Raw genomic sequence first — 26,598 nt, 5'->3', positions numbered from 1 at the left:
TTCATAGCTCGTGGTTCCCAACTCATAGCTGGTGGTGGGTAGTTATGGAGGTGACTCGTCGAATTCGTGACCATGGCGAGGGGCCGGAACGCCAAAAGGGAAGCCGAAGAGTTGAAGAGCCGGGACGCGAGAAGGGCTGAGCTATGGCCTTACGGCAGGCGCTGCCCCAGCGGCTCCAAGCCGGGCTGACGAACCGGCGGCGCGGCCTCAGTCCTCGCCGCGCACCCGCTCGTACAGCCTGGTCATCCGCTCCCGGGTGGCCTCGTCCGACGGGGTGTACGTCACCAGTTGCGGTCCGATGCGCGGGCCCAGCCACAGCCGGGTGTACTCGAAGGTCATCAGGCCCAGGTCGCTGGTGAGGAACTTGGTGGTGGGCTGGTCCGGCTGCAGCACCTCGTGCCGGTCCCACACCTCGCAGAACTCCGGTGACTCCCGTTGCAGCCGCGCCACCAGGCCCTTCCACAGCGGGTCGGTCATGTGCTCGACCATCGCCGCGCGGTACTTCGCCACCACCTTGGTCACCGTATCGGTCACCGTCTCCTGGTCGACGAAGCCCTTGCGCCAGGCGGGGTAGAGGAAGCTGAGCACCAGGAAGTTACGGTCCTCCGGGGGGACTTGATCGAGGTCGATGATGAGATTGCCGTACGTGCGGTTGTACGCCAGCACGTCGAAGCGGCTGTTGATCACCGCGGCCGGATAGGGCTCGAGCCGGCGCAGGATCGTGTCGATCGCGGGCGAAAGCGCCGGACAGTGCGCGTCGGCATGCGGATTGGCCACACCGGCGAGCGCGAACAGATGGGTGCGCTCGGCCGAGTCGAGGAGCAGCGCCCTGGCGATCGAGTCGGCGACCTGTCCGGAGACCTGGATGTCCCGGGCCTGCTCGAGCCAGGTGTACCAGGTGACCCCGACCACGGCGAGCTGGGCGACCTCCTCGCGGCGCAGCCCCGGTGTGCGGCGCCTGCGGCCCGGCGGCAGGCCCACCTGCTCCGGGGTGATGCGCTCGCGACGGCTGCGCAGGAAGGACGCTAACTCGGCCCTGCGGGCGGCGGGTCCAGGCGCTTCGACGTCGGCACCCGGCCCGTTCCCGCTGGTCCGAGGGCTGCGCGCGGCGGCCTGGGACGCGCTCACCGGGCTGTGCGTCATCGTCGTCATACTCCCAAGGTGCCGGATGCCTCGACCCGTTGTCAGGTGTACTTCTTATACCAGGATAAAGACACGCTTAAGACACTCTGGTACCAGGCTAACGAGGCGAGGATCGTAGAGTCGTGAGTGAATCGACTGCGTCGCCCCGTCGTCCTGTCTCTCTTCCCACTACCCCTCTCCGTCCGCCCGAACGCGCCTCCGCAGCGCCCGAGTTAACCTCGCTCGGGCTGTTCACCGTGTTGCTCGGCGCCGCGTTGCCGCTTATCGACTTCTTCATTGTCAACGTCGCCCTGCCCTCCATCGACCAGGATCTCCAGGCGGGCCCCGCCCTGCTCGAACTCGTCGTCGCGGGCTACGGCGTCTCGTACGCCGTACTCCTCGTCCTGGGCGGCCGCCTCGGCGACACGGTCGGACGCCGCCGGCTCTTCCTGGCCGGCATGGCCGCCTTCGGCCTCACCTCGCTCGCCTGCGGTCTGGCCCCCGACGCCTGGACGCTGGTCGGGGCCCGGGTCGCCCAGGGCGCCGCGGCCGCGATGATGCTGCCGCAGGTGCTCGCCACCATCCAGTCCACCACCCAAGGTCCGCGCAAGGCACGGGCGATGGGCCTTTACGGTGCCACGATCGGGCTCTCGATGGTGGCCGGGCAGATCCTCGGCGGTGTACTCGTCGCGGCCGACATCGCCGGCACGAGCTGGCGTGCGGTGTTCCTGGTGAACGTGCCGGTGGCCCTGCTCGGTCTGATCCTCGCGGCGCGCTCCGTCCCGGAGACCCGCAGCGCACAGCCCGCGTCGGTGGACGTGGCGGGCACGCTGCTGCTCGCCGCCTCCCTGGTCACCCTGCTGCTGCCGCTGACCGAGGGCCGGGCGGCGGGCTGGCCGGTGTGGACCTGGGTCATGCTGGCGCTGTTCCCGGTCTCCGTGGCCGCCTTCTGCCAGGTCGAACTGCGCGCCGACCGGTCGGGCCGGACTCCGCTGGTACCACCGAGCCTGTTCCAATCGGTGTCGCTGCGTAGGGGACTTGTGCTGATCCTGCCGCTCATGCTCGGCTTCAGCGGCTTCATGTTCATCTTCGCCGTGGCGCTGCAACAGGGGCTGGGGATGGGGCCCGTCAAGGCGGGGCTCGCCCTGCTGCCGATGGCGCTGGCGTTCTTCTTCGGCTCCCTCGCGGGACCGCGGCTGACCGCACGGTTCGGCAGCCGGATCGTGTCGGTCGGCGGGCTGATCCAGGCGGTGGGCGTCGCGCTGGTCGCGGGGGCGGTCTGGCGGAACTGGCCGGGGCTCGGCATCGCGGACCTGGCCCCGGGGGTCGCGCTCGCCGGACTCGGCACGTCACTCCAACAGCCGGTGCTCTTCCGCATCGTGCTCTCGGACGTACCCGCGCACCGGGCCGGTGTGGGCAGCGGCGTGATGATCACCACCCAGCAGTCGGCCCTGGCGCTCGGGGTGGCGACGCTCGGCTCGCTCTTCCTCTCGCTGCTGCCCGGCTCGGGGATGCGGGACGCCCTGCTGATCACGCTCCTCGTCCAGCTCGGCACGATCGCGCTGACGGTGCTGCTGAGCCTGCGACTGCCGCGTATGACGGCCTGAGGGCGCGGGGCCCGCAGCCGGGCGGACAGGGTGAAGGCCCGCACTTCCTTGTGGAGTCACGGGCCTTCACCCCCTCCCGGCGTACGCGGCGACCTGGCCCGACCCCGGCACGGAGAGGGAGCCGGCCAATGTGTCAGACCAACTCGCCGCTGCGGGCTGCCAGGTGCGTGAGCTGGAGCTGGAGAAAAGATCCTGATGGGACGCCCTCGCCGCAGGGGCGCCCGGTGCGTTGATCGCCGGGGGTTTCGCCTGGCTTACCGGGTCAGCGTCGTCCGCCGTTGGGGCGCTGAGCGTTGACGGTGTGTTCCCGAACGCGGGCAGTGTCGTGCCCACCTCGCCGGCCGCCTGCCGCAAACTTCGGTTCAGGCGGCGGGCCTTCGCCCTACTGTGGCGGCATGGCGGATCGTGAAGGCGTCCGTATTGATCTCGACGGCATTCTGCGTCAGCTTGAGGCCAATGGCTTTGATGAGGTCCGGGTGGAGTTCGCTCCGGATGACGGTGGCGGTGCGGCGGCGGTCGTCGACGTGGTGCGTCAGGCGGTGAGGGTGGCCAATGACGTGGCCAATGAGGCGGCGCCGGACTCCATCTGGGGGTCCTTGCTGACAGCAAGCCTCGCGGGTTTCTCCGTGAGGCTGGGGTCGATGGAGAGTGAGGAGGCGCTGAATACCTGGCTGGAGGCGTTCGGCGGCCATGTGCGGGCGGGCGGGCTGTCGGGTGAGCTGCGGGCCACGAAGACCGTCAGGCTGCCGGCCTGGGATTCGGCTGATCCGATGATGACGGCGTACATCGCGCTGGGCGCGTTGTCCGCGCTGGGCGGTGCCGGTATGTCGGGCTGGGCCGAGCGGGCGGTGCGCTGGGCGGCCGAGGCCGGAGGGGACGCCTACGTCGGCAGTAGCGGGATGAGTCAGCTCGACGCCACCGGCGAGGTGACGGTGCACCTGGCGTCCATGCTGCACGTGGCTTCGTCCGGTGCGGTGCTGTACACGGATGAGCAGGCATCGCGGGCCGCCTTGGTTCAGATCCGCTCGGACGGTCAGGCGATCTATCAGATCCACGACGCGTCCGTCTCCCTGGCAGCTCAGGCCGACCGGGCTCGGACGGCGATCCTCGCCGAAGCGGCGTACGCGCATTACGCTTTCGTGGCGCCGACGCCGCGCCGCGCATACGGCTGGGATGCACGCGGCCGGGCCCTGCCGCCGCTACGGGAAGGGATCCCGGCCTACGCACCGCGCATGCACGCGGACCTGTGGAGCCGGTTCGTCCCGGACGTCCACTGCATCCAACTGCTCACCGACGAACACCTGGACCGGGTCACGGACCTTTCGCAGTGGACCGTGACGCACGTCGCCGACGGACGCACGCTCGTCGAGGCGCGGGATCTGGCCGAGTGGCTCCGTCCCGGCGGACCCGCGCCCTCGATCGTTGACCAGGCACGTACCGACTTCGGCCAGGCTCTGGTGCCCGCCGACGACGTCCGATAGCCGCCGCCCACCGTACCGAACCATGACCGCCGTCCTCCGGATGCCGCCGCGGTGGGGTCCTCGGCGGGGGACGGGCGGGGCAGGGGGCGGGCCGGGGCGGGGTGCTGCGTTATGGGGAGGTGCCGCTGTCGGGGCGGAGTGTGCTGACGTGCTGGGTGAGGGTGTCGATGGTCGCGGCGATGTCGGGGTGGTGGGTTCGCAGGTGGGGGTGGGCCGCGGTGAGGGGGGTGATGAGGGTGGCGGGATCGTCCGCGGCGAGGGCCTGGTCGAGCTGGTCGCGGGTGATGGCGGGGAGGTGGGGGAGCGTGGTGATCCGGGCGGCGAGGCGGCGCAGGTCGGCGGCGTTGGCGCGGGCCCAGGCGGTCACGGTCCGGTCGGCGGCGCGGCGGTCGCGGGTGGCCTGGACGCGCTGTTCTCCCGTGCTGCCGGGGGCTCCGGGGCGCACCCGCAGGTAGCGGCGTTCCGCGGCCTGGCGGCTGGCGACGCCCAGGGGCTGGGCGAGGTCGGCCCAACTGGCACCGGAGGTACGGGCGGTCTCGATCAGGCCGGGTTCCCATGCGGCGAGCTGTTCGCGCAGTTGGCGCAGCAGCAGCAGGGCGGCCAGTGCCTGGTCGGGGCCGGTCCGTGCGCTCTGGGGAGGAGGCGTGCCGACGGGTTGGCGGGCTGCGGCGAGGGCGTTGTTGATCGTGTCCAGGGCCGCCGCGGCGGCGAGGAAGGAGGCGGGGTCGTTGGGGTGGTCGGCTGTGGTCATGGGCTCCCTTTCGTGGGCGTCACCTTCCTGACGACACCGAGCTTGTCATCGGATGGATGACATGTTACAACGGTGTCCGTTGCAGCGCATTGGCAGTTTCTGCCTGATCCGACTGGAGGTGTTTCGCGATGTTGATGCGCACTGACCCGTTCCGCGAGCTCGACCGGTTCGCCCAGCAGTTGATGGGGGCACAGGGCACCTGGACCCGGCCGTCGGCGATGCCGATGGACGCCTACCGTGAAGGCGACCGGTACGTCGTGGCGTTCGATCTGCCCGGGGTGACCCCGGAGGCGATCGACATCCACGTGGAACGCAACATGCTGACGGTCAAGGCCGAGCGCCGGCCGGCCGAGCGGGCCGAGAACGCGCAGCTTGAGCTGTCCGAGCGGCCGCTGGGTGTCTTCTCCCGCCAGATCACCCTGGCCGACACCCTGGACACCGAGCACATCGAGGCGGACTACGACGCGGGTGTCCTGACCCTGCGCATCCCGATCGCCGAGCGCGCCAAGCCCCGCAAGATCTCCGTCACGGGCGCGTCGCAGCCCCAGCAGATCGCCGGCTGAAGCGGCCTTCCCGGCCCCCACCGGCCGCCGAGCCCCTCACCCGGGGCAGGTTATCTCCGCCTCGAACGCGGAAAAATCTATGGTGGCTGGAGTAGACATTGGGCCGCGGTGTGGGTATGGTTTCTCTCGTAGCCGAGATCAGCAGGGCGCGGCAGAGATGAACTGCCGGGCAGCAGTACCAGCAAGTGCAGTGCGCAGGACGGTACGGCGGTGGAGTTCCGAAGCCAGAGCGATTGCAGGACGGCGACGGGGCTGACGGCCGGACCGGGTGGCCCGCGGTGATCAGGGGCCGCCGTGAGCAGGATCGCGGTTGACGCGATGGCAGTACGTGCTAACACGTGTCAGTGCGGTCCGCGGTGATCAGCAGCGAAGTTGTGTGAGCAGCACCTCGGTAAAGGCGTCGGCTGCGGGCGCGCGTACCGGGAGGTTCGGCAGTGGGGTTCCAAGCCAGAGCGGACGCAGGACGGGCGACGGGGCTGGCTGCCGAAGAGTGGCCGCTTGTTTCGGGCCACCAGCGGTTTGCGTCACCGGCAGTACCGGCGGTGAGCAAGTCGGGCAGTACGCAGTTCATGTTTGGCAGGTAAGGCAAGTAGTCGATCCAGAGGGAAGAACGGAGGAGTCGGCGCCATCGGGATCGCCCGGGTGGATGTGTTGAACCCGGGTACCGCAGGACATCGATAGTGAGGTGGTCTCCGGTCAAGCAACCGCGATCCCCGCATTCCCGACAGTATTTCGGTCGGGTCGGCGGAAACAGTAGGCCGGCGCAGTCCTAGGGCCGGCAGATGGTGTTGCAGTTCCTTCGGGGCCCTGGTGCCGTAGCGCACCAGGGCCCCTCCACGTGTTCCACAGAGAGGTGCGATGACGGCAGAAGGCTCGTTCGGCCGACTGGATGACGACGATTTCCCCGCTTACACCATGGGCCGGGCGGCCGCGATGCTCGGCACCTCCCAGGGCTTCCTGCGCGCCCTCGGCGAAGCCCGCCTGATCACCCCGCTGCGCTCCGAGGGCGGCCACCGCCGCTACTCCCGCTACCAACTGCGCATAGCCGCCCGCGCCCGCGAACTCGTCGACCACGGCACCCCCATCGAGGCGGCCTGCCGCATCGTCATCCTCGAAGACCAACTCGACGAAGCGCAGCGCATCAACGAGGGCCTGCGCAGCGCGGCGTCCCGGCACCCGGCCGACGCCTGATCGGTCGTCTGCGGTGATCCGCCGGTGCCGGTGCCGGTGCCGGTGCCGGTGCCGGTGCCGGCGCTGTTCGCCGGCGGACGAGCGGGTGAAAACACGCCTTTCCGGGCGGGCGGGAGCAGGACGGAACCCCCCTTCCGTCGTGATCCGCGCGCCGCCCGGCAACCGCGCACGGCGGAGTCCTGCGCGGGGACCCTCATTCATCCGGATCGAGATGTATGGGACCGGCGATGAGGGGCAGTACTGGGCCTGGCAGGTCTACGAGTCGAGGAGTTGACATGACGGCATCCACTGAGCAGTTCGCAGCAGCGTCCCTTCGGCCCGCGCGGACGGAGATCACGGACCTGCCGTGGATCGAGGACGCGGGCAAGGTCGCCCCGAGCGACGCGCGAGAGCTGTCGAAGCTGTTCTTCGACCGGCTCCAGAGCCTGGAAGAGGGCACCCGGGAGTACTCCTACGCACGCGGCACCCTGATCGAGATGAACATGTCCCTGGTCCGCTTCGCCGCCCGCCGCTTCCGCGGCCGCGGACCGGAGGAGATGGAGGACATTCTCCAGGTCGGCACCGTCGGCCTGATCAAGGCCATCGACCGCTTCGACCTCAGCCGCGAGGTCGAGTTCACCACCTTCGCCGTCCCCTACATCGTCGGCGAGATGAAGCGCTTCTTCCGTGACACCTCCTGGGCGGTGCACGTACCCCGGCGCCTTCAAGAGCTGCGGGTGGAACTGGCCAAGGCCGGCGATCACCTCACGGCCGTGCTGGACACCCCGCCCACCGTCGCGGAACTGGCCGCTTACCTGGAGATCAGCGAGGAGGAGGTCATCGAGGGCCTCATCGCCGCCAACGGCTACACCGCCGGGTCCATCGACCAGCCGTCCGGCGACTCCGAGGAAGACGAAGGGCGCTCCTACGCCGACACCATCGGCGCCAAAGACCCTGCCATGGAACTCGTCGAGGACTTCCACGCCCTCGCCCCGCTGCTGGCCGAATTGACCGACCGCGAGCGGCTCCTCCTGCAAATGCGCTTCGGACAGGAGATGACCCAGGCCGAGATCGGCGCCGAACTCGGGTACTCCCAGATGCACGTCTCCCGCCTGCTGAACCGCCTGCTCGCCAAACTCCGCACCGGAATGCTCACCGAACGCTGAGCGGACGCCAGCCCAGACGTGCCTTCGCCGGATGCCGAACGTCGCTCCGACCTCGCCGCCGCCCACGTCACCGCCGACCAGCCCGCCGCCCACCACCGCGCCGCCGCGCCACCCACCGGCGGTTCGCGGGACGCGCACAGCACGGTCGAGGCCGAGTCGTACGACAGCGCCTCCGGCGCCACCACGGTCAGCGGTGACGGCGGCACGGTGGTCAAACTCAGCGGCGCCGGCAGCTATCTGGCCTCCCGCAACGTGCGGTTCGGACCCCCGGCGCCGCCGGCGTCCAGTTGCGGGTCTCCACCACCACGCCCGGCGTCAACGTCAACATCCACCTCGGCAGCGCCACCGCGAGCCCGGTCTGCACCGTTTACCCGGACGGCAACGGCACCTTCCAGCTCAAGGCGAACTCCTGCTACCCGGAACCCACGGGCGCGGCCACCATCTATCTGACCGTCACCGGCCCCGCCGTTCTCAACAGCCTCACCTTCACCCACTGAGCCGCGCTCTCCCGATTTTCGGAGCCGTGGCGGCCGTTTGTCCGGCTCCGGACCGGGAGAGCGGCACATGTCGGATCACCATCGGTGTCATTGCGGATGATTCGATATCACTGCCCCAGGACGCCCTCGAAGTACCCGAGTCGCGGGTCGTCGGGGGTACCGACGAGTAGGGCGCGGTCGAGCAGGATGTTGTTGTGCTCGCAACTCGTTTCCGGCAGCATCACGCAGGCGTGGCAGGCCGCCAGGTTGATTCCGCCGGCACCGGACGCCTCGGTCTCCATACAGAGCGGGTCCAAGGAACACCATTCGGCACGGCGAACGGCCGAACGCACCGTACGACCGAGAGCCTCCGGTTCACCTTGGGCGACCAGACCACCCAGGCTGCCCGCCGAGTCGCTCGTCGCCGTGTAGACGAGTATCCCGGCCATCTCGTCGGCGGCATACAGGCGTTCGCGCAGTGCCGCGGCGGGGTAACCCGCCTCCAGACTCCACTCGTTGATGAGAACGTGGGCCAGCGTGTGCAGCAGCACCATGCGAGGGGTTGCGGGGGAGGGTACGACCCTGCTCGGGTCATCGACCCGCTGTTCGAGCGCTCGCTGGTGGGCGCTACGCATCCGCTCGACCCGGACTGCCACCGGAGCGCTCTTCTCCCATGCGCCGAGTCGTTCCTCGTCCAATCTGAGAAAGACTCCCTCGCCCCTTACCTCCATGGCCGGGAGCCAGCGCAGGGGACGTGCCGACAGCGGCATCTCCGTGGAGTCGGTCCTCGACTCGGCATCGACGAGCCGGGTGAACGCCTTCAGGGCGCGCACCTCGCGAAGCTTCTTGACCAGCATCGGGCCGGTGACGCCGAGAGGGTCGAGCACGCTCTGTTCGCCCAGCGGGCCCTCACAGACGAACTGCTCGTTGCGGGAGTGCTCGCTCTCGTCGTTGCCCGCGCGGAGCCGCTCGTACTCCTTGTTGCGCAGGGCGCGATAGCGGACGTCGAGGACGGGGGAGGACTCGCTGCCCGGGTCCTCCAGGCGCTCCGCGTCGAGGAGCGCCATCACCTCGTCCAGCGGTACCGGGCACTCCCCCTTGAAAACGCCCCGGAGGTAGATCTCCACGTGGTCACGCTGGTCGTACGCGCGGAGCGCGTCCCAGTGCTCGGCGAGCGGGTCCGCGCGGCTGTCGCTCCAAGGTGGGATGGAGAGCGCCGACTTCAGCACCGGCTGCCAGACCGCCGACGAACCACGCTGCAACGTACGCAGCGGGAGTCTGCACTCCCGAGCGAGAGCGGACGTGCCGAGCCATGGGCGGGTGCCTCGGCACGTGAGACCGAGGTCCTTGAGCGCGCGCCTGCGGAAGGAACCTTCCATCGAGACCTCCGGGGCCCGCCCGCAGGTGCACGAGACGAGCACGGAGCGGAGTGATGAACTGCGCCCGGTTGTTCGCATCTTGAGCTTTCCTCCGCACTGTTCCGCAGTCGTGGCACCACGGTCCGCGGAGCGATGCACCCACTGCCAGTACGGAAACTCGTCGAGGTGTCCGGCCTCGCAGGCGACGACAAAACGAGAGGGGACCAGGTCGACCTCGCACGTACCGCAGACACTTCTCCCGGCAGGCGGATTGAAGTCGCGGTGCCGTTGCAGGTCGTTGCACTCGGGGCACGAGTGCATCAAGGGGAATCGCCGGACACGCAGGCCGTCCCTGCTGGTGTCGTCGCAAGCGGGTGGCAGCCGGAAATAGTCGACACCGAGTACCCGGGCCAGGCGCCGTTCGTAGATCCGCGGGGACTCGTCACGGCTCCAGCTCTGTTCGGCCTCGTCGAGGCCCGAGACGATGAAGGACTCGTGGTCGACGGCGATGAGAGAGCCCACGCCGTACGTGGTGATCGCCTGGGCGCGGCGGACCGCACCACGCCGCGGCAAGTTGTGGGCGGGGGCGGCTCCCTTCGAGCCGGTCCGGCGGCGGGCGGGGGGCGGGGTCATCGGGTTCCCTCCATGAACAGGGCGGTCTCGGCATCGACGTCGCGCAGGCTCCACAACGTGGCCCATGCCTCGGCGTCCTGGGACTCGTCGTCGTACGCCTTCAGAAGTGAAGGGATACGGCTGCTCTTCTGACGCTCGAACAGCAGGCAGTTGTGGACGTCGGCCTCCGCGCACCACCACTCGACGAACTCCTCGAAGGCCCGGGACACGGCGTCGGTCTCCTCCGGGGCGACGGCCTTCACGCGCTCCAGGAGAATCGCTCTGATACGCCCTCGGAGCACGTCTTCGTAGGACTCGACCTGGCCGGCGCCGTCGTTGGGGCGGGCGGCGGGGATCATGATGCGGGCGAGGGCGACGATCACCGCGTGCAGGCCCCGGTCGCGGGCGCGGGCGGAGAACGGGGTGACGGACGTGGACTCCACCTCGCGGTACAGGGCCGAGTGGAAATGCTGGAAGCTCTCGTAGTGGGAACGGTCCCGGGACCGCGTCGAATTGAACATGACCGCGACCAGGCCGGGGTGCGCGCGGCCGACCCGGCTGGTGGCCTGGATGTACTCGGCGGTTGTCTGCGGTTGGCCCATCACCGCCATGAGGCCGAGGCGGTCCACGTCCACGCCGACCGCGATCATGTTGGTGGCCAGGAGAACGTCCACGGTGTCGTCATCGGGCAGCCGCTTCTCGATGCGCCTGAGACGGGCGGGGATCTCGCTGGCGTCGACACGGCTCGTCAGCTCGGAGTAGTTGGCGACAGACCGGGCAGCCACTGCCTCGCGCTCCGCCAGCAGCTCCAGGTACGCCATCACGTCGTCATGGACCTGGAGTTCGGCCGCCGACAGCACCCGGAGGCTGTTGAAGTAACCGACGAGACTCCAGTACGCGTCGCGGACCTCATCATCGGCCTTCGCCTGCTTGGACCGGTGCAGCAGAGTGGCGTACGTGCGGATCAGGAGGGTGGACTGGCTGGTGCCGGGGGCCAGGAGGCCGACATAGCGGCGGCTCGCCTTTTCCTCGCGTGGTGTCTCCACCGCGAACCACGAGTCGCGGGCATCCAGTCCGGCGGGAGGAAACTGCCGAACGTCACGGGCGAAGAGGTAGCGTCCTTGATCGGCGGCGCGACGGATGGTTGCCGTGGAGGCGATCACCTTGGGGCGATCGGCGAGTGCGTCGATCGCAGTCTCATAAAGGCCGGTGAGGGTTCCCAATGGTCCGGAGATCAGGTGAAGTTCATCCTGGACGATCAGTTCCGGAGGAGGGGTGCCGCCGTCCGGGTTGTCGTCGCGGTTGAAGAGCGCGGAGGTAGCGGGACGCCAGGGCATCGACGCGAACTTGTCGACGGTGGCGATCACCAGGGTCGGCCGCGCGTCGTACACCGCCTCGTCGACCAGGTGGACGGGCAGGCCGTCCGCAAAGTCGCAGCCCGCGCCGGGGCAGCGCACACACATCCGCTTGGCGTCCTCGTCGACCTCGTAGTTCCGTGCGTCGAGACGGGTTCCGCACCAGGGGCAGGCGTGCAGTTGGACGGGATTCTCGGTGGCGAGGCGCTTGTCGAGACTCCTCCGCAACTCGTCGAGCTTCAGCCCTGCTACGGCCAGCGTGTTGGGGGTGGCCGATCGCCCCACCCACATGCCGACGGAGAACTCCTCACGGCCCAACTCGGGTGTACTGCGCCGCATGTGCTCCATGGCACAGAGCAGGATCGCGGCGCGTTCGAACTGCTGGAGGGTGAGCAGCCGCAGTGTGTACCGCATGAGGACGGTGACACCGCCGCCGTCCGCGCCCTTGCGGATACGGCGCAGGAACGATGTGAGGGCGATCAGACCGAGGTAGGCCTCCGTCTTGCCGCCACCGGTCGGGAACCACAGAAGGTCGGAGATCTGCCGGTCGGGATGTGCGCGGTCGTCGATGCCGGCCAGGCACAGGAGCACGAACGCGATCTGGAAGGGGCGCCAGCGACCGGCGGCCGGGTCGGGGGCGCCGACACGTCCGCCCTTCACCCAGGCGCTCCGGGCGCGTTGGTCGGCCATGGCCCGATTGGCGAGTCGGAAGGCCCTCATCAGATCGGGCTTGGTCCGCAGGAGCTCGATGCCCTCACAGAGACGGTCGAGCGCCTCGCGGCAGGCCGTCACCTGCTCCCGCGCGGGCTTCTCATCCCGACCGCCTGTCAGGGCGTCGGCCTCGACCGACTTGCGGTCGATCCAATGTTCGTAACCCGCAGCGAGCGCCTCCAGAGCGGACAGGACCTCGGCGTCGGACCGCTCGGCCAGTTCCAGCATGGACAGCGCCGAACTATCGATCTCCGGGTTGGAATCGGTGAGCAGCACCTCCACGGAGGGCACGAACTGGGTCCGCACCTCAGAGACGGCGGGCACTTCGACTTCCGTCATACCGATCGGCTGCGGAGTCCAGTCCCACTCGGCAGCGCAGCCGTGGCCGACCGCGAAAGTCGGGGCGTGGCGGTGCAGCAACCGACTCGTGGCCATCTCCGGGTCGTGATCGGCGGCGGGGGCGGGACGCTCGACGAACACGGTGGAGCCGTCGGCGGCCCGGACCGTCAGACCGCATTGGAACAGGGAGAAGGCGTCCTGAAGGTCCCACTCCCCGACCTTTTGCGTGTTGATCAACGTGACCGTGATCGTGACCGTGCCGTTGGCCTGGTCCAGACGCCGGACGTTGACGTGCAGCGCGGCTTCCGGGGCCGGCGTGATCACCATCCGCGGATCCGGCCGGGTCACGTCGATGGTCTGGTCAGGGAAAGCGATTTCCTTGCGTCGCCACAGCTCCCGTTGGTCGACGGTGGTACGGGCCTCGGCACGGCGGGCAGGGACACGTTTGCCTGCGGCGTCGGTGGGCTCGTAACGGGCTGCACGGGTCGAGACCACGATCGAACCGCTTATAGCCGGGCGGACTGCGAAGGTGAGGCCCATCGAGGAGGGACGCCTGTCTCCCGAGGTGCCGACATCCTGCGCGGCGCCGGACTCCTCGAAGTCCTCCCGGGCGATCAAGGGGGCGGCATCCAAGCCTTGCTGTCCGTCGGCGTCGTCGTTCTGCTGGTCCCTCGTGTCCCTGTCCGCGGCACGCGGATACAGCACACCGGTCAGATAGCGGTCGATCGGTGCATCCTGGGTGAGGATCTCATTCCGGTCCGCCGACTCGGAGTGCTCGGCAGGGCCCAGGAGTTCACGGCGGAGCCCGGCCAGAAGTTCCTCGTCCCGGACCCGGTAGTGCTCGGAGTGTCGGCCTGCCACCTGTGTCATGCTCGCTGCTCCTCGTGGTTGTCAGCTCTCCGATAACGGCCGATGCCGGTGATCCGTGGGACGATCCACACGCCTCGCTCCCCGAGACCGGCGTTGGCGCCGACGGCGGTGCTGCCTGTCACGGTCTCCAGGGTGTCGATCCGCAGGCCGTGGATCTCGTCGGGCCACCAAGGGTCCCAGGCGCGGTTCACCTTCTGCACCTGCAACAGCTCCTCGCGAAACCTCTGTGAGGCCTCGCCGATCTCCCGTCCTTCGTGCACCAGGGCGTACGGCGGGCTCTCCTGCTCGCCCATCGGCAGACTGTGACGCCTGCGCAGCAGCACCTCCTGACCGGGGCGAACCTGGTTCAGGAGATACGCCTGAGTGGCGACGGCATCCGTCGCCCGGCCGGGTGGGTCGTCCTGGCTCACGTCGCCCGGCTCCGCGACGATCCCGTACCTGTCGTACGACCGCCACGACCCGAGGTAGCGACGACCGCGGTGCCGGCCTCCCGCTCTCCTGAAGAGCGGCAGCTCGGGAGGGGCCACGTGGTAGAGGTCCTGACGGGCACGGGTCATCGCCACATACAGGGCGCACGCCTCGGCATGCAGGTCCAATTCGTTCCGGTATCGCTTGTGGAGTTCGGAGAGAGCAGGTGGTGTCAGGACGATCACCCGGTCGAACTCCAGGCCCTTGGCCCGGTGCACTGTCGAGACGACGACGTCGGACGTCTCCGGCTCGGCCGCCTCGTCGGGGAATCCGCCTTGGGCGACCGCCCGGCGCAACCCGTCCAGATCCAGCACGCCACGTCCGGCTCCGCGCGCGGCCCGACGCAGCACCGTCCACAGGGCGGTGACGTCCGGTTCGTACGGTAGCGGGATGTCCGCGAGGAGCCTACGGAACCGCTCCTCGGTGAGGGCGTTCGCCTCTGTGCGGCGCAGCAACTCGGCCACCCAGTAAGGCACTGGACGCTCCTCCAGCGGGCGTCGGAGTCGGTGGTCGATGCCGTGCGCGTGCAGCAGGTCGGAGACCACGAGGGCCTGCTGGTTGTCACGGGTGAGGATGGCGCATGTGTCGGAGAGGTCTCGGAGGCCGCCCAGGGTGAACTCGTCGTCGAGGCCGCCCATGCCGTTCGCCGGATCCAGGAGGAGGTCGCGCAGTTCCTCGTAGAGCTTTCCGACCTCGTCCGGATCGCCCGGTTGTTGGAGGCGGGGGCCGAGTGCCAGGGCGACCCGGGCCTCCGAGGTGGCGGCCCGGAAGTTCCGGGTGAGGTGCAACTCCACCAGGTCGTCGGGGTAGGAGCAGCGCAGCCATTCGAAGAAGCGGCCGGTCTCGTCAGCGCGTTCGCCCAGGTCATCGATCTGGAAGCCATAGACGGACTGGGCGGCGTCACCCACGAGGGTGAAGCCGCAACTGTCCTGGTACCGATCGAGAAGCGCCTCCACCAGCTCGCGGCGTCCACCCAGCAGATCCTGCACCTCGTCGATCACGACATGGGCCGGCGGGACCGCGTCGCCGATCTCCAGTGCGCCCACCTCGATCGCGCGGGTCGCGGTGGCGATCCGCTCGTCGAAGCCCACCGTTGCCCAGTCGGCGTCCGGATGCGCCTGGCGGAGCAACTCGTAGGCCCATCCGTCGAACGTACGGGCGCGCACTCGACGGGCTCGCTCTCCGTGCCGAGAGATTCGCTCGCGCAACTCCCGGGCGGCGGCCCGGGAGAAGGTGAGCACCAGGATCTCCACGGCCTCCAGGCCCTGTTCGGGGTCCTCATGACCACACAGCGCGTCGAGTCGGCGTACCAGGGTGTGGGTCTTTCCGGCACCGGCGCCTGCGGCGACCAGGACGCGAGCGTCCCAAGGCTGCTCGACCACGGCCAGTTGCTCGTCGGTGAGCGGGGGACTGTCGCGGTAGGCGTCGGTCACTTCCGGCTCCAGAGGTGTTCGAACTCATTGAAGGCGAGGTCGGTATCGAAGTTGGTGATGTTGTCACTGATGTTGAGGATCAGACAGCTTTCCTTGCCGCCGTTCCGTGGTCCGCGCAGTCCGCGACCGATCATCTGCTGGTACACGTTGGTGCTGTAGACCGGCCGGGCCACCACCACGGCACGCGTCGCCGGAGCGTCGAATCCCTGGGTGAGCACACCGTAGTTGGTGAGGACCCGAATACGTCCGCTTCGGAAGTTCTCGATGCGTGCACGACGGTCCTGTGCACTGGTCGTCGAGTCCACGGCTGCGGATCGGACACCCCGGTCGTTGAGCATGGCCGCCAGGTATTTGGCGTGGTCAACAGAGGTGGCGAAGAGCAACGTCGGCCAATCGTCGGGAAGGTCGGCCACCGAGTCGACGATGCGCCGACTGCGCGCGTGGTCGTCGGCGAGCCGCTGTTCGGCGGAGCGGGAGAGCATGGCCATGCGATCGGCGTGTGTCTTCTCGTCCCGTGTGAGTTCGATATGACCGCCCTCAAGGGTGCGGTGCTCGACCTGGGCGAGCATCCCCCAGTCCTGGAGGTCGCGATACGGGTCGCCCGACGGGAAGACTCCTTCGTCGAGTCGTCGATTGCCGAAGCGGCTGACCAGGCGTCGGGTCTCGGCTTCGTTGGTGTTCCGGAACGGGGTGGCGGTCAGACCGAGCAGATGCCGGCCGGTCTCGTACTGGGTGAGTCCCAACCGGCCGAGGATCTCGGTGTACCGCTTGGAGATGGCGGTGTGTGCCTCGTCCACGATCACCAGTGCGGCCTGGCGCAGCCAGATGTACTGGTCGGCACCCAGGCACCGCTCCAGCTTGGCGTCGGTGGCGATCACCAGGTGCGGGTGGTCAACGACGTTCCCGACCTCGTTGGTGCTCCATAGTCGACTGATCGTCAGTGTCCGTTCAGCGCCGACCTTGCTCCAGACGAACTTCCAGCTTTGGACGGCCTGTTCGCACAACTCCTCGGTCTGCGCGATCCACAGCAGCGGACCCTTGAGGTCACCGACACGTTTCACCCAGCGGATCACGGCCTCGGCGGCGACCCTGGTCTTGCCGGCACCGGTCGGCAGCGACAGCATGCCCCGCTGGGGCGCCAGTCGGTCGAGCATGGTGGAGATGTTCCGCACCAGGTCCTCCTGGTACTCATGGAGGCTCGGGAAGTCTCGAGGGCCCTCCACGGTCTCGAACGGGGCCGGAGAGGGGGTCCTCGAACCGGCGAACGCGACAGGCAGATTCAATTCCGAGACGAACCCGATGGCCGCCGACGAACCCCCGTACGCGACCGGGGCGTTGGGGAAGCGTGCCTGGATGTCCCGCACATGTTGCTGAAGCACCCCGTCACCGTGCGCGTTGAACGCCATCTGCGCGATCCGGAGCCCGGACGGCTCCACGCCATCGGTCGACAGCAGTTCGGCCTCCATCAATCCTTCGGGGAGGCCGGTTCGGAGTGCGTCGGCCCCGATCAGCAGCTCGATCTTGGCCACCACGTCCGCGGCCTCGCGTACCGCCTTCTGCGCTGCCTTCATCTCGCTGTCCCGAGCCATACGATCCTGGTGCTCCAGAACCGCACGGCAACCGGCTGTACCGAGGCCCAAGCCGAGTTCGCGGTCGATCAGTCGCAGCATCGGCTCCGGGTTTAGAGGAACTCGGACCTTGACCGTGCTGTCCTGGCGCACGGCGTCCAGAGGGGAGGCATGTGTGCCGTTAGGTGTCCGGGTAATCTCCTCCAGTTCGCTGCACAGTTGCACCATGCTGTTCCGGTACCCGCTGTTCAGACGCTGCCGTAGGGCAGGGAACAGCTCGACCAGCGGCACGGGGCCGCCCTCCGGCACTTCACGCGTCTCCATGCTGATCACGTCGGCATAGCGGAGCATGCCCCACTTCTCGATCATCAGCTCGGCGTCGTCGGCGGTCGGTACGAGCAGCGCAGGGAGCTCCTCGGCGCGCAGCGCCTGGTACTGAGCGGCTCCGACGGCGACCGTGATCTCACCGTCGGGCCGGGTTCCCCAGGCGTCGCCAATCCTGCAACGGGTCAGGGAGTCCTCGGGGAAGTCCGCACCGAACCGGGTCAGCATCACGTAGGTAGCGCCCACGAAGGAGTCGTCCTCACTGCGGGTCACCTCGTCGAGGAGCGTGTCCCATCGGTCGGCAGGAACTTCGTCAACGGTGGTCGGGAGTCGCAGCCTGCGGGCCTTCTCGGCAGAGATGTCGGCGACCGGCAGCACATCCCGGTAGTCCGCGAGCTGGGGCCCGACGGCCTCCTTGAGCGGCTTGATCCCCTGGGAGGTGGCGATCGTGCCGAACTTCCTCAGCATCCAGCGGATCGGTGAGGGAACGGCCTGTCGGGTGTTTGTCTGTGCGCCGATCTGGCGCGTCCAGTTGTCCACCACGGCGTCGTCGGGCAGCACTTTCAGGAAGGCGGCGCGGGATTCCTCGGAGAGGGCGCGGAAGAGGTGGAGCGGGCCGCCGATCGCGGCGCCCTCGACCTTCATCCGGTTCAGCGCGGGGCGGGGGGCGCGACTGTCCAAGCCGCGCAGGTAGGCGGCGTGGAGGGCTTCGCGGTACTCCACGAACCACGCTTCGTCTTCCTGGGGGCGGGCCCCACCGAACGGTCGTTCCTGCAGGCCGACCTGTGAGAAGAAGGGGGTGTCGTCGGAGTGGAACGCCATGTCGACTGCGATGCTTGGGTCGCGCTTCGCATCGACCACGACACCCGGCAGCATGCAGTACTCGACCGGCCGGAACCGACCGTCGGCGGTCCGCACCCGGAGCGTCGAGCGCGGAGTGGGTACCCTTTCCAGGACTTTGTGGCTCAGCCGACGCATCCCCGCCTGACGGAACAGCTCCCAGAACCGCTCCCAGTCCGAGTCGCCGTAGTGGCCGAAGCCCTGATCGAGGACGCTGACGAACCGGCCCTCGACATCGGCCTCCCGGATGCCCAGGACATTGAGCGCGTGAGCCAGCGATGGGTCCTGGGCGAGCTCGTCGACCACGTACACCAGGGCCTCGCGCAGGCCGCCCTGGTCGGCACGGCGGAACACCTTGCCGTGCACGGGTGCGACGAGACCGTGCTCCTCGGTGAGCACGACGTGGGCCTTGCGGGCCTCCTCGGCAAAGGGAGAGCCGTTCTCGACCATGTCCGCGAGGATGCGAACGGCCACTGCCGACGCCTCGGGGACGCCGCTCTCGACCAGAGCCTCCAACCATTCCCGGACATCGGTCCGCTCATGCCCGGCCGCGCTGATGATGTGCTCGACCTTTCCGGAGCGCAGGGTGTCCGCCTCGGCACTCGGGTGAAGCCAGTTCGAGGGGCGCCGGGGGCACTCATGCCACATCCGCAGCCAACGGGAGAGTTTTTTCAGGTCCTTGTCGAGGCGCGGGTGGATCCTCAGTGCCGTCGGGATGCGCAGGACGCCGTCCTGGTCGGGCAGCGACGGACGGTCCGCGATGTGGGCCCAGATCTCCCGGGTCAGGAACTCGTCGGCCCAGCTGATCGCCTCCTTGACTCTGCCGGGCAGCAGGGGGAGATAGGCGGCGGGGTCCTCCTCGGGCGCAAGAGAGTGGAGGGAGTCGACGACCAGCTTCGCCGACACCCGGATCATCTCCTGGTTGAGGGGAGAGGAGTCGAGGAGATTCTGGCGGTCCTCGTTCGTCTTCCAGGCGCCGTTGAGGATGCCGCTCAGCGACATCTCGTACTTGGTCGGGAAGAAAGACCAGAACGTGCCGCGTCCGCGCGATCGCGGGCTGACATACAGACCGCTCTCCGAGTCCTTCTCCAGGGCGGGGACGCCCCAGGCGAGGTCGAGGGAGAGCCGGCCGTGCAGTTCTCCGGCGTCTGCGCGGGCGCTCGGACCGGGTTCGTGGGTGGTGGTGAACACGCGCCACCGTTCGGTGGCGAAGGCCTTCCCGGTCCGCTCCTCGACCACGGTGTGCAAGTCGCCGGTCTGCTGGGCGGTCAGCGTCCGACGGGCCATGGGCCGTGGCCGACGGTCCTCCAGCACGACCTTCGCGACGTGCGGCGAGAAGAGTTGGAAGCCGACCGGGAATTCCTCGCGGAGCTCGCCGTGGTCCTTGGCACGTCCGCCGTGCATGTCCCGGCCCAGCCGGTCATCCGCCTTCGGGAGCAGGGGCAGGCGAACGACGGTGATGGCCCAGTTCAACAGCTCGTTCAGGACGTGATCGGAAGCGCGCTCGGCCCGCACGTCCAGAGGTCGAGCCATCCGCAGCACGGGGGCGTCGAACTCCGGACCGTAGCGCGCAGTCACGCCGGGTACGGCCTTGATCTGGTCGTACGACCAGGCGCGGTCGAATCCGAAACTTCCGGTGCTGCTGAAGAATTCCGGCGCGTCGGTCACCACGAGAACCGATTTGACGCCCACCCCGAAACGCCCGATCTGGCCGCCACGCTTCTTCGACATGCCCATCCGGAGAATTGTCTCCGTGCCTTGCGGGGTCACTGGGCTACCCTCGTTCGCGCAGTACAAGTGGGTTTCCGTGAGGACAACATAAACTCGCCCACCCGACTCGTCAGACATTTCGTCTGCCGCGTTCTGAACAAGCTCGAAAAGCTGACGATCGCCATATCCGCCCTGGGTGATACGACGCTCGCCATTGGCATGCTCGGCTACGAGACCAGGGTCCACAGCGTAAGTCTGCAGGACACGCGAGGACTGTTCGAGAACGGTTTCAACAACCGAAGAGGACGATGACGGCACTGCTTCTGCACTCCTGGGTTTCGAAGATCCGGACGAAAGAGCGAACGGCGGGCCGGCCAGCGGATCGTCGGCCGGCTCTTGTTCCTCGTGGCGCTGGGTTTTTCCATAGTGCCTTCGTGAGGCGGAGGGCTTACGGTGAAGTCTTCGGTTGTTGCAAGACTGAGACTTCGGGCCCGTGACGTGCTGAATCAACCCGGGGAAGCAGTCTCGTCCGGAACGTCTGGCAGCCCCTGGACCACCTTCGCCAGTACGGGGAACTTGTTGGTGAAGTTCTCCTCGGACAGGTTATATTCGTGAAGAATTCCCAGAACCTTGTCGTTGCTCTCCGCCGTCTTGATTGCCAGCTCGAATGCGCTCGACTCCCGAAGTGAGTCCAACGATTCACTGTCCTGCTCGTTCATCCGATCTACCCCTGTCGAGTCGCATCCTGCAGCTGCACAGGGGTGTATTTCGGGCACACGTCCCCCGTGTGAAAAGAAATTGATAAGTTGACGCCTTGAGTGAGCCTGTCTTCCCTCAAATAAAATTAGGGGATGGAGGTCTCGTGCAGCCAGTCCTTTTCGGAAGGCTTTTTTCTGTAAGCCTCTGCGGAGGTGTCGCGTGCCATGAGGGTCGGAATTTGGGCGGAGTTCTCTCCCGCCGCCCGACCTTCCCATTCTGGGTTTCGCAAGCGGGACGGGGTCCCCATCGTCAACGACCGTATCCTGAATTCGTCCGACTGTGCAATCAGAACTCCCGCCCGATTGAGACGAGTTGATGACTCGGCTTGTGGAAGTGTCCCATTTTGGGGTGAACTTGATCATTCGGAGCAAGTTGGACATCGAAGTGAACCGGCATCGGGAGATCGCGTTCGATCAACTGTTGGTTGACGCTGCCGTACTTGTCAACTTAGCCTCGTGGTCCACACCGTGCGATCGGCATGGGACGCCGAGGAGAGCAGGTGGAGCGTGGAGACAGGTGAAGAGTTCGGGCCTTGGTTGGCCCGACAGCTCAAGCTCGCAGGGAAGACGCAGGCTGAACTGGCCGACGAGCTCAGGCTGACTCGGGCCGCTGTGTCCGCGTGGATCACCGGTCGGTCGACGCCTCGCCCGACCGTCATGGCAGACATCGCCAAGGCGCTCGGCACGGATGTGGGAACGATGCACACCCGTACCACCGACACCCAAGACGGCCTCCCGGTCACCTGGTACCACCGCCCCGGCTACCCCGACGGCGGCCGTGACCTGGGCAATGCCGCAGCCTTCGCCTTCGACGCCGACGTGCAGGTTCTCGCGCGAGAGACGTGCCAGAACAGCCTGGACGAGCGGCTGACGGAGAACGGCCGTCCGGTCAAGGTCCGCTACACCCTGCACGAGCTCACCGGCGAAGCCCTGGACGCCTTCCGTGAGGCGATCCGCTGGAACGATCTCTTTCCGCACTACTCCGCCGTCTCGGAGACGGCCGGCAACCAGAAGGTCGGTCGAGTCGTGGACGCAGGTGTGCGCGACATGTACGAGAAGGGCCGCTTGGTTCTGCTGCGCATCGACGACTACAACGCCTCCGGGCTCATCGGCGACGACTACGGGAACGGCAAGTTCGCCGCCGTGGTCAGACGCCAGCTGGAGAGCCTCAAGTCCGGACCTGGTGCAGGTGGTTCGTACGGCTTGGGCAAGGCGACGCTGTGGGCCACCAGCGCCCTCGGCCTCGTGCTCATCAACTCCACCCTCTCCGTGCCGCACGAGGGACGTACCGAGCGTCGGGTCATCGGCCGTCTCGAACTGCCCTGGCGTGAGGTCGACGGTGAGTCGTACGCAGGGCCCGCCTGGTTCGGGCGCCCTGACCCTGACTCGCCCGGCGCAAGGGTAGCCCGTTCCTGGTGGGCGGACGAGGAGACCGTGGCGAGCCTTTACCTGACCCGGGAGAACGACGAACCCGGTACGTCCTTCCTCATCGTCGGTGCGCACGATGTGGCTGGCCTCGCGGCGAACTTCTCCGACCCTGACGACGTGCCCATCGGCGACGTGGAGGGCGATGAGGACACGCGCGATATCAACAGGATGCACGCGAGACTGGTCGAAGCACTGGGGCGTGACTTCTGGGCCGCGATGACCGGTGGGGGCAGCAGGCTCCCCCTCCTGGAGGTCGCCGTCCGTGCACTGCGGAACGGCAAGGAGGTGGTTGCGGAGCAACAGGTGGACCCGTCTGTCGCGCAGCCCTCCCGGACCCACGCCCTGAGGGCGTACTACGAGGGCACCACGGTGACTCGCCTCACCGAGGCCGGGCAGGTGGCATCCCGGAATGTCCCGCTGAAGCTGCCGTTGTCCGGAGGCGCCCATGGGACGTTCGGTACGCACCAAGCGGTTCTGCTCGTCACCGAGGCCGAGGGGGACAGGGACGGGGCGAAGAACCAGATGCACTCGCTGCGCGGCAACCGCATGACCGTCAAGAGAACCGTGGTTCCGAGGCTGCCGAACAGCACCAATCCTTTTCAAGCCGTTCTGCTGGTGGGGGAGGCGGCCGGAGAGACAGCCCCCTTCGCGAAGGAGGCCGAGGAGTTCCTGCGTGCGGCGGAACCTCCCGAGCACGACCGTTGGGGGCAGACGGAGGAGCTGACGCTGCGGTGGTCGCCGTCCGCGTACCGGCGGATCAACGCGCTGACCGCCGAGGCCAACAATGCGGTGAGAGAGCTTGTCGCACGGCCGAAGCGCAGCGGCGGCGAAGGCGGTGAGGCCTTGCGCAAGGCGTTGACGGTGCGGACGAGGCCCAAGGCCAAGACACCCACCGGCCCGGTGGTTCCGGTCCTGGACGGGCTCGACGCGACGGTCGGCGACGGCGGGGAGTGGCAGATCATCGGCGAAGTGAGCATCCCGCGGGGCGACGAGATCGTCCCGATGGTGCCGGTGGCCCAGCTGGACGTACGCTCGGGGGGCCGGCCCAGGCTGGACTGGGCGGAACTCGTAGGCGTCGAGGGCTGCGAAGCGGAGAATGGCACCCTGCGCTTCACACCCGGCGCGAGGCGAGCGAAGTTCCGAGGAACCACCGACGTCACCAGCCATCCGGTCAGGACCACTCTCACCCGTCTTGTTGTCGAACTCCGCGCCGGCAAGGGGGAGTGACGAGTGAAGTTCTACCCGTACAAGCGGCTCAACCGGCCGGTCACGCTCAGGGTGACCTCGGTCTCCCTCAAGCTCTCCGACGGTACCCGCGACCAGTTGGAGACAACGGCGTACTCGACCCAACAGCAGGCGGTCGCGTTCGGCATCGCGGGCCGCACGGACTGGGTGAGCGCCATGGTCGGTCTTTCGGCAACGCTGCCGCCCGGGTCGAACGCGCCGGACGCTCCTTGGTCGGATCTGTGCGTCCTCGCCGTACTGACGGACGGGGAGACCAATGTCCGTACTTCTGCGAATCTCACGCTCGTCGCGGAGGGCGGCCGGGACTGGTCCGGCTCGCTGGAGGTGTTTCGTGACGATCACCTGGGTCGGGCCTCCCTCGCCGTGTACGCAGTCGGGACGGTGGACGGGGTGCGTGGACGGTCGATCGCCGAGACCGACCGGAGCTGGATCATCGACACGGTTTCCGACGAGCCGGTCCGTGGGCTTCAACTGGACGTCCAGAAGGCGTCGTTCAAGAGAAGCTCCCGGGAGTGGCTCCAGGCTTACGCCGACGCTCCTTGGATCGTGGACACCTCGGCCAGAGTCCCCACCGTGTTCGTGAACACCGATGTCGAAGGTGTGGTCGACCTGCTGGACAGCAGTGGCTCGGATGTGGACAGCAAGGTGCGTGACCTTCTGGTCGCTCAGATGGCCACCGACGTCTGGACCGCGGTGTTTCACGGCGCCATCGGTGATCTGGAGGTGGAGCCCGGTGGCGGGCCGGTCTTCCCCACCGACTGGCAGGGTGAGGTGCTGCGGGAGATGCTCCCGGACGTAATTCCCAACGTCCATGTCGAAGAGGCCCTACGGCAGGTCCATCGCCGGCGCACCGGTGACTCGGGCTGGGTGGAACTGCAGACGCGTATCCATTACGCGGCGGTCCGCCGCGCCGATGCCACCAAGGCGCTTGCCTTTGTCATCCGCCGTCTCGAACAGATGAACCGCGAGAGTGAGACGTGATCACCCAACCGAACCACGTACCGGAGCGCCTGGGGCTGCTCGCCACCTCCGCCGTCGATCCGTTCCTCACCGAGGAACTGCTCAAGGGCGAACAGGTACACGGTGGCATCGATCTTGCCAAGGTCGTCGAGCCGCTCCCCGAAGTCGACGCCAGGTGGTGGGTCGAGCCGATCCGGAGTCTGGTGGACGACGCCATGTTCGAGTTCCGGGAGGACCGCACCCGAGCCGACGCATGGCTCGCGCCACGGCTCCATGCCACGCTGCGCCTGACGCGACGAGAAGCGGCGGACAAGCGTCTGTGGAACCACCTCGCCCTGGCCGTGGCCCCGGATTATGTGGCCTGGCGGCACCTGTCGGAGCCGACGGCGAACAGGCCGGGAAGGCGTGTCGCTGCAGAGCGCTTCCGTGGCCCCGCGGACCGTCAGTGTTTCTCCCGCCTGTGGTGGGCGGCCGAACTCTTTAGAAATGGGTCGGACTACGAGCCGGTCGAGGTCGCCTGCGGCAATCAGGACCTCATCCACACCGTTCTCCGGAGCGAATTGATCGATCACCGTCCCACCGCTCAGGCGTTGGTCCGTCTTCTGAAGACCGGACAGGTCTCCGGCGGGCGAGAGATCAACGGCCTCAGCGTCGCGATCAACGCAGCGGGAGCGACCTTGACCTACGACGTCCTCGCGCCGGACAAGCCCCGCGACCCCGCCCGTCTGCGGGACTGGATCGCGGAAGCGGAATCGGCGCCACCGGTCCAGCGGTACGAACTCCCGAACGGGCCAGACGAGGACCCTGTCTCAGAGGAGGCCGTGGCCGCGCTCACCGGCTACTTCGCGGAGCTGTTCGAGACTGCGCCGGTCAGGGGTAGGAAGAGCGGGGATTGACCTGTGCCACGCTCGGGCTACTTCGCCGACGCTTCCTTGTTCTTGCTCTTACGAGGGCGCACGGAGGAAGGGGGCGGCACCTGGTCCTTGGGGCGTGGGCACCTGTCGGTGCAGGCATCGGCGGCCCCGCAGCCGTTGCCGCGCAGCTTGGCCTGCTGTTCCTTCGTGGCCGGCTGCCACGGCTTCCTCAATGCCTCCGGGTCCGGCTTGGGGAGCCCTAGAGCAGCGCTCAGCAGGTATGTGCCGAACAAGGGCGGTACGGCGTTGCCCACTTGCTGGGACTGCGCCGTACCGGACCATGGATAGTCCGGCGGGAAGCTCTGCAACATCCCCGCCTCGTTCATGCTGAACCGCGGGCCCTCGTAGACGATTTTCTCGTCGAGGTGCTCGAAGACCACGAAGCGGGAGATGCGGCCGGTGACAGTGGTGGCCGGCTGCTGGTCGGTCCGGACTCCACGCCTCCCCGGGTTCCCGGAACTCCCGTAGTTCGAGCGGACCAGGAAGGGGGTGCGACGCCCCGGATGCGAGCCCACCGGTTTCGCGAGGGCATCCCGCATCGATCGCCAGGGCAACAGGTCCGCGTCCCTCTTCGACGTGGTGGTGTCCTCGTCGAGAGTCGGCTGATGGACCTGGTCCGCAACCTGGTCGGGTTCGCTCGTTCCGTTCTTCCGATTCCATTCCTTCGCTTCATAGGCGCGGTGGGTCGGGGCGGGAACCGAGGGACTGCCGAGCCCCTCACGCCGAGCGATCAGTACCGCGCGGGATCGTGTCTGAGGCACCCCGTAGGTCTCGGTGTCGAGGGTATCGACGACGACCCTGTACTTGGTCTTGTCTGGGAGCCCTGTCTCCTCGAGCACCTTGGCGTAGTGCTCCCAGAGCGGGGCCACCGCGGGGACCTGTTCCAGGACGATGACGTCGTAGGGGCGGTGCTCCCGACGGGGGCTCCGGGTCGCTTGGATCGCGTAACGGAGAGGTTCGAGGACCAACGCGGTGCGCGGATCGGTGAGGGTCTTCAGGTCCTCGTCGATGTCCTGGTCGGACTCACCTTCCATCAGCCTCTCGATGTACCTCTTGACCCCGTCCAAGGCTTGGCGTCCGGCACCGTGCCCGGCCACCGAGTACGTCTGGCACGGAGGGCCGCCTGCGAGCACGTTGATCTCCGGCGGTAGCGTCTCGAAGGAATTCCTGCGTACCGCGCTCACGTCGGCGTGAAGGGTGTCCAGCCCGGCCGCGTATCGCGTGAGGCACGCACTTCTGTCCCACTCGATGCCGAGACTCGGGATGTCGAGCGCGTGCCCGGCGACATCCAGCCCTCCGGGTCCTGCGAAGAGGTCCAGGACAAAGGGATTGTCGAGGATGGGCTGGTGGTGCGCCGAACTGGTCATGT

At 67.8% G+C, this 26,598-nt stretch carries 17 protein-coding genes; 9 read left to right on the top strand and 8 right to left on the bottom strand.

Annotated features, from left to right (window positions below):
* Window positions 1-207: 207 nt before the first annotated feature.
* Window positions 208-1,152, bottom strand: coding sequence for a helix-turn-helix transcriptional regulator (locus tag OG519_RS13985; RefSeq protein WP_405583113.1), 945 nt, complete (start codon window positions 1,150-1,152; stop codon window positions 208-210).
* A 218-nt stretch (window positions 1,153-1,370) separates the two neighbouring features.
* Here OG519_RS13985 and OG519_RS13980 point away from each other — a divergent pair, with 218 nt between their 5' ends.
* Window positions 1,371-2,729, top strand: coding sequence for an MFS transporter (locus tag OG519_RS13980; protein ID WP_405592722.1), 1,359 nt, complete (start codon window positions 1,371-1,373; stop codon window positions 2,727-2,729).
* A 395-nt stretch (window positions 2,730-3,124) separates the two neighbouring features.
* The gene (locus OG519_RS13975) at window positions 3,125-4,210 is read left to right on the top strand and encodes a hypothetical protein (RefSeq protein WP_405583111.1); all 1,086 of its coding nucleotides are present in this window, start codon (window positions 3,125-3,127) and stop codon (window positions 4,208-4,210) included.
* Window positions 4,211-4,319: 109 nt separating this feature from the next.
* Here OG519_RS13975 and OG519_RS13970 read toward each other — a convergent pair whose 3' ends face one another.
* A complete protein-coding gene (locus OG519_RS13970; protein ID WP_405583109.1) occupies window positions 4,320-4,961 on the bottom strand; it encodes a type III effector protein in 642 nt (213 codons plus the stop codon).
* 128 nt (window positions 4,962-5,089) lie between these two features.
* Between OG519_RS13970 and OG519_RS13965 the strand changes: the two genes are divergently transcribed.
* From OG519_RS13965 to OG519_RS13950, 4 genes are all read left to right on the top strand, one after another.
* Window positions 5,090-5,524 (top strand): Hsp20/alpha crystallin family protein, encoded by a 435-nt coding sequence (locus OG519_RS13965; protein WP_405583108.1) that lies wholly within the window; start codon window positions 5,090-5,092, stop codon window positions 5,522-5,524.
* Window positions 5,525-6,382: 858 nt separating this feature from the next.
* Window positions 6,383-6,715: a MerR family transcriptional regulator gene (locus tag OG519_RS13960; protein ID WP_405583106.1), complete on the top strand. Its 333-nt coding sequence runs from the start codon at window positions 6,383-6,385 to the stop codon at window positions 6,713-6,715.
* A 275-nt stretch (window positions 6,716-6,990) separates the two neighbouring features.
* Entirely contained in the window at window positions 6,991-7,860 is an 870-nt protein-coding gene (locus OG519_RS13955) for a SigB/SigF/SigG family RNA polymerase sigma factor (protein ID WP_405583104.1), read from the top strand.
* A 287-nt stretch (window positions 7,861-8,147) separates the two neighbouring features.
* A complete protein-coding gene (locus OG519_RS13950; protein ID WP_405583103.1) occupies window positions 8,148-8,357 on the top strand; it encodes a hypothetical protein in 210 nt (69 codons plus the stop codon).
* A gap of 107 nt (window positions 8,358-8,464) precedes the next feature.
* Here the strand turns inward: OG519_RS13950 and drmB are convergent, their stop codons facing one another.
* The 5 genes from drmB to OG519_RS13925 all read right to left on the bottom strand — a co-directional run bounded on the left by drmB (window position 8,465) and on the right by OG519_RS13925 (window position 20,643).
* Window positions 8,465-10,327 (bottom strand): DrmB family protein, encoded by a 1,863-nt coding sequence (gene drmB / locus OG519_RS13945; protein WP_405583101.1) that lies wholly within the window; start codon window positions 10,325-10,327, stop codon window positions 8,465-8,467.
* Window positions 10,324-13,581 carry a helicase-related protein gene (locus tag OG519_RS13940; RefSeq protein WP_405583099.1) on the bottom strand — a complete coding sequence of 1,086 codons (3,258 nt, stop codon included), beginning with the start codon at window positions 13,579-13,581 and terminating at the stop codon, window positions 10,324-10,326. The genes drmB and OG519_RS13940 overlap by 4 nt, the downstream gene beginning before the upstream one ends.
* Complete coding sequence (locus OG519_RS13935) at window positions 13,578-15,482, bottom strand: UvrD-helicase domain-containing protein (protein ID WP_405583097.1); 1,905 nt, start codon at window positions 15,480-15,482, stop codon at window positions 13,578-13,580. Before OG519_RS13935 ends, OG519_RS13940 begins: the two co-directional genes overlap by 4 nt.
* Window positions 15,479-20,242, bottom strand: coding sequence for a sacsin N-terminal ATP-binding-like domain-containing protein (locus OG519_RS13930; protein ID WP_405583095.1), 4,764 nt, complete (start codon window positions 20,240-20,242; stop codon window positions 15,479-15,481). Before OG519_RS13930 ends, OG519_RS13935 begins: the two co-directional genes overlap by 4 nt.
* Window positions 20,243-20,430: 188 nt before the next feature.
* Window positions 20,431-20,643, bottom strand: coding sequence for a hypothetical protein (locus tag OG519_RS13925; RefSeq protein WP_405583093.1), 213 nt, complete (start codon window positions 20,641-20,643; stop codon window positions 20,431-20,433).
* 546 nt (window positions 20,644-21,189) lie between these two features.
* On the opposite strand from OG519_RS13925, the gene OG519_RS13920 reads away from it, so the two are divergent.
* Genes OG519_RS13920 through OG519_RS13910 form a run of 3 tightly spaced genes read left to right on the top strand, consistent with a single transcriptional unit; the run spans window position 21,190 to window position 25,211 of the window.
* On the top strand, window positions 21,190-23,337 hold the full coding sequence (locus tag OG519_RS13920) for a helix-turn-helix transcriptional regulator (protein WP_405583091.1): 2,148 nt from the start codon (window positions 21,190-21,192) through the stop codon (window positions 23,335-23,337).
* A 3-nt stretch (window positions 23,338-23,340) separates the two neighbouring features.
* Complete coding sequence (locus OG519_RS13915) at window positions 23,341-24,336, top strand: hypothetical protein (RefSeq protein ID WP_405583089.1); 996 nt, start codon at window positions 23,341-23,343, stop codon at window positions 24,334-24,336.
* Window positions 24,333-25,211 (top strand): DUF6339 family protein, encoded by an 879-nt coding sequence (locus OG519_RS13910; protein WP_405583087.1) that lies wholly within the window; start codon window positions 24,333-24,335, stop codon window positions 25,209-25,211. The genes OG519_RS13915 and OG519_RS13910 overlap by 4 nt, the downstream gene beginning before the upstream one ends.
* 17 nt (window positions 25,212-25,228) lie before the next feature.
* On the opposite strand, the gene OG519_RS13905 is transcribed toward OG519_RS13910, so the two are convergent.
* Window positions 25,229-26,596, bottom strand: a complete 1,368-nt coding sequence (locus OG519_RS13905) for a DNA cytosine methyltransferase (RefSeq protein WP_405583085.1) — start codon at window positions 26,594-26,596, stop codon at window positions 25,229-25,231.
* Window positions 26,597-26,598: the final 2 nt, after the last annotated feature.

It is taken from the genome of Streptomyces sp. NBC_01190 (assembly GCF_045039895.1).
Lineage (GTDB): Bacteria > Actinomycetota > Actinomycetes > Streptomycetales > Streptomycetaceae > Actinacidiphila.
The sequence above is the reverse complement of the archived record's forward strand: the minus strand, read 5'-3'. Positions and strand labels throughout refer to the sequence as shown.

What these genes read in the sequence shown, in the direction of transcription:
- OG519_RS13985 (WP_405583113.1), bottom strand. Translation starts at nt 1,152, where the DNA reads ATGACGACGATGACGCACAGCCCGGTGAGCGCGTCCCAGGCCGCCGCG.
- OG519_RS13975 (WP_405583111.1), top strand. Translation starts at nt 3,125, where the DNA reads ATGGCGGATCGTGAAGGCGTCCGTATTGATCTCGACGGCATTCTGCGT.
- OG519_RS13970 (WP_405583109.1), bottom strand. Translation starts at nt 4,961, where the DNA reads ATGACCACAGCCGACCACCCCAACGACCCCGCCTCCTTCCTCGCCGCC.
- OG519_RS13965 (WP_405583108.1), top strand. Translation starts at nt 5,090, where the DNA reads ATGTTGATGCGCACTGACCCGTTCCGCGAGCTCGACCGGTTCGCCCAG.
- OG519_RS13960 (WP_405583106.1), top strand. Translation starts at nt 6,383, where the DNA reads ATGACGGCAGAAGGCTCGTTCGGCCGACTGGATGACGACGATTTCCCC.
- OG519_RS13955 (WP_405583104.1), top strand. Translation starts at nt 6,991, where the DNA reads ATGACGGCATCCACTGAGCAGTTCGCAGCAGCGTCCCTTCGGCCCGCG.
- drmB (WP_405583101.1), bottom strand. Translation starts at nt 10,327, where the DNA reads ATGACCCCGCCCCCCGCCCGCCGCCGGACCGGCTCGAAGGGAGCCGCC.
- OG519_RS13940 (WP_405583099.1), bottom strand. Translation starts at nt 13,581, where the DNA reads ATGACACAGGTGGCAGGCCGACACTCCGAGCACTACCGGGTCCGGGAC.
- OG519_RS13925 (WP_405583093.1), bottom strand. Translation starts at nt 20,643, where the DNA reads ATGAACGAGCAGGACAGTGAATCGTTGGACTCACTTCGGGAGTCGAGC.
- OG519_RS13905 (WP_405583085.1), bottom strand. Translation starts at nt 26,596, where the DNA reads ATGACCAGTTCGGCGCACCACCAGCCCATCCTCGACAATCCCTTTGTC.